General features: G+C 68.1%; 2 protein-coding genes. Both read right to left on the bottom strand.

The window, feature by feature from the left end; genetic code table 11:
- Positions 1–2034 (bottom strand): penicillin-binding protein 2 (gene mrdA, locus DPV74_RS40550; protein ID WP_119339228.1); only part of this gene is annotated, 2034 nt, incomplete at its 3' end.
- Between the two features lie 114 nt (positions 2035–2148).
- Complete coding sequence (mreD, locus tag DPV74_RS40545; RefSeq protein ID WP_009687274.1) at positions 2149–2661, bottom strand: rod shape-determining protein MreD; 513 nt, start codon at positions 2659–2661, stop codon at positions 2149–2151.
- Between the last annotated feature and the right edge of the window lie 86 nt (positions 2662–2747).

Genomic DNA, 2747 nt, shown 5'->3' with positions numbered 1-2747 from the left:
GCTCGGCACGACCGGCTGCGGCAGCGCCGTGAAGCCGGCCGCGACGGCGGCGGGCCGGTTCGCGTCGCCGATCACCGGCGCGTTGACGGGTTCGGTCGCCGACGCCGCGGCAGCCACGGCCGCGGCCTCGTTCTGCGGGTTCTGGCGGTCGACGAGATAGAAGTCGAGCACGCGGCGCGCGATCGGGCCCGCTGCCTGCGCCCCCCAGCCGCCGTTCTCGACGACCAGCGCGACGGCGATCTGCGGATGGTCGACCGGTGCGTACGCGATGAACAGCGCGTGGTCGCGCAGGTGCTCGGCGAGCAGGTGGCCCTTGTAGTTGGAGCCTTGCAGCGAGAACACCTGCGCGGTGCCGGTCTTGCCGGCGGCGAGGTACGGCGCGCCGCGGAACACCTTGTACGCGGTGCCGGACGGGTTCTCGATCACGTTCTCCATCCCGCGCTTCACGACATCGATGTCGGCCTGCTTGAGCGGGATCACTTCGCTTTCCTTCGGCACGGTCAGGCGGCGCCCGCGCGTGATCGGGTCCTCGATTTCCTTCACCAGGTGAGGCTTCATCACGACGCCGTTGTTCGCGAGCGTCGCGGTCGCGTGCGCGAGCTGCAGGATCGTGAACGAGTTGTAGCCCTGGCCGATCCCGAGGCTGATCGTCTCGCCGTCGAACCACTTCTGCTGCGCGGCCTTCTTGAACGCCTTCTTCTTCCAGTCGGTCGACGGCAGGATCCCGCGCGCCTCGCCCTGGATGTCGATCCCGGTGATCTGGCCGAAGCCGAACGGCTTCATGAAGTTCGCGATCGCGTTCACGCCGAGGTCGCGCGCGAGCATGTAGAAGTAGGTGTCGTTCGACACCATGATCGCCTTGTTCATGTCGACCCAGCCCTGGCCCGAGCGCACGTCGTTGCGGAACGTGTGGCCGCCGAACGTGAAGTAGCCGGGATCCTGGAAGCCCCAGCCCGGCGTGCGCTTGCCGAGCGTCAGGCCGGCGAGCGCCATGAACGGCTTGTACGTCGAGCCGGGCGGGTAGGTGCCGTGCAGCGGGCGGTTCAGCAGCGGCTTGTCGGTCGAGTTGTTCAGTTCGTCCCAGGTCTGCTGGTCGATGCCGTCGACGAACGAGTTCGGGTCGAAACTCGGCGACGACACGAACGCGAGCACGTCGCCCGTCTTCGGCTCGATCGCGACCAGTGCGCCGCGCTTGCCGGCGAACGCCTGCTCGGCGACCTGCTGCAGCCCGATGTCGAGCGACAGCACGAGGTTGTTGCCGGGCGTCGCCTGCGTGCGCGACAGCGTGCGCACCGGCCGGCCGCCGGCCGTCACCTCGACTTCCTCGAAGCCCGTCAGCCCGTGCAGCTCGGTTTCGTAGCTCTGCTCGACGCCGATCTTGCCGATGTAGTCGGTGCCCTTGTAGTTGTTCGCGTCGCGGCGCGGATCGTAGTTTTCCTGGTCGCTGTCGTTGTCGTCGCTCATCGCGTCGATGCGATCCTGGTCGCGCTTCGAGATCCGGCCGATGTAGCCGATCACGTGCGCGGCCGTCGTGCCGAGCGGATATTGGCGGAACAGCCGCGCGCGCACGTCGACGCCGGGGAAGCGGAAGCGCTGCGCGGTGAAGCGCGCGACTTCCTCGTCGGTGAGCCGGGTGCGGATCGGCAGGCTCTCGAAGTTCTTCGAGTCTTCCTGCAGCTTCTTGAAGCGGCGGCGGTCGCGTGCGTCGATCGGGATGATCTCGGACAGCTTGTCGATCGTGTTCTCGAGCGTGTCGTCGAGCTTCGACGGCGTGATCTCGAGCGTGTACGCCGAATAGTTCTTCGCGAGGATCACGCCGTTGCGGTCGGTGATGATCCCGCGGTTCGGCACGATCGGCGCGACCGAGATGCGGTTTTCCTCGGCCTGCAGCGCGTATTTGCCGTGCTGCATCAACTGCAGGTAGAAAAAGCGGCTCGCGAGCAGCCCGAAGCAGACGAACACGAACACGCCCGCCGCCGCGACGCGCAGGCGGAACTTCGAGAGCTGCTGTTGGGTGTCGTTGAATTCGGTCATGCGGTTACGATCGATCTGACCCGCGCGCGGTGTGCGGCTGCGGGCGAGGGGCCGCCCCGGAGCGCGGCGCGCGGCGGGCGTGGAGGCGGCGGGTAGTCAAGGCAGGCCCAGGGTTCAGATGGGGCGCGTATCGTCCGGATCGACCGGGCGGCGTTGCGGCATCAGCAGCAGGTGGCTCGCGATCGGCCACAGCGCGGCCTCGACGAAGCCGTCGACCAGATAGCGCCAGCCCGGGAACGCGGCGCCCATCACGAGGCGGATCACGAACGGAACGAGCTGCGCGACGACCAGCAGCGGCGTGACGTACAGCACCTGCACGCCGATCGGCATCCACAGCACGCGACGGTGGATCGTGATCGCGCCGTACGACAGCAGCGTATAGGCGAGCGCGTGCTCGCCGAGCAGCCCCGCGTCATGCACGTCCATCAGGATGCCGAGCGCGAACGCGACGCCCATCCCGACCTTGCGCGGCTGATGGATGTTCCAGAACAGCAGCACGAGCGCGACGAAGTCGGGCACGCCAGGCAGGCGGCCCCACGGCATCAGGTTCAGCAGGAACGCGGCGGCGAGGCTGAAGACGATGAAGTACGGATTGACCGGCTGCAGGATGTATTGCGGGCGATTCATCGCTGGGCTCCTGGTTGCCCGGCCGCGGGCTTCGCGGGCGCGGCGGCGGGCTTGGCCGCAGGCGCAGGCGCGGCAGGCGCCGGCTT

This window comes from Burkholderia sp. HAN2018, assembly GCF_024704855.1.
Classification (GTDB): Bacteria; Pseudomonadota; Gammaproteobacteria; order Burkholderiales; family Burkholderiaceae; genus Burkholderia; species Burkholderia cepacia.
This window is presented reverse-complemented; position numbering and strand designations above follow the sequence as displayed.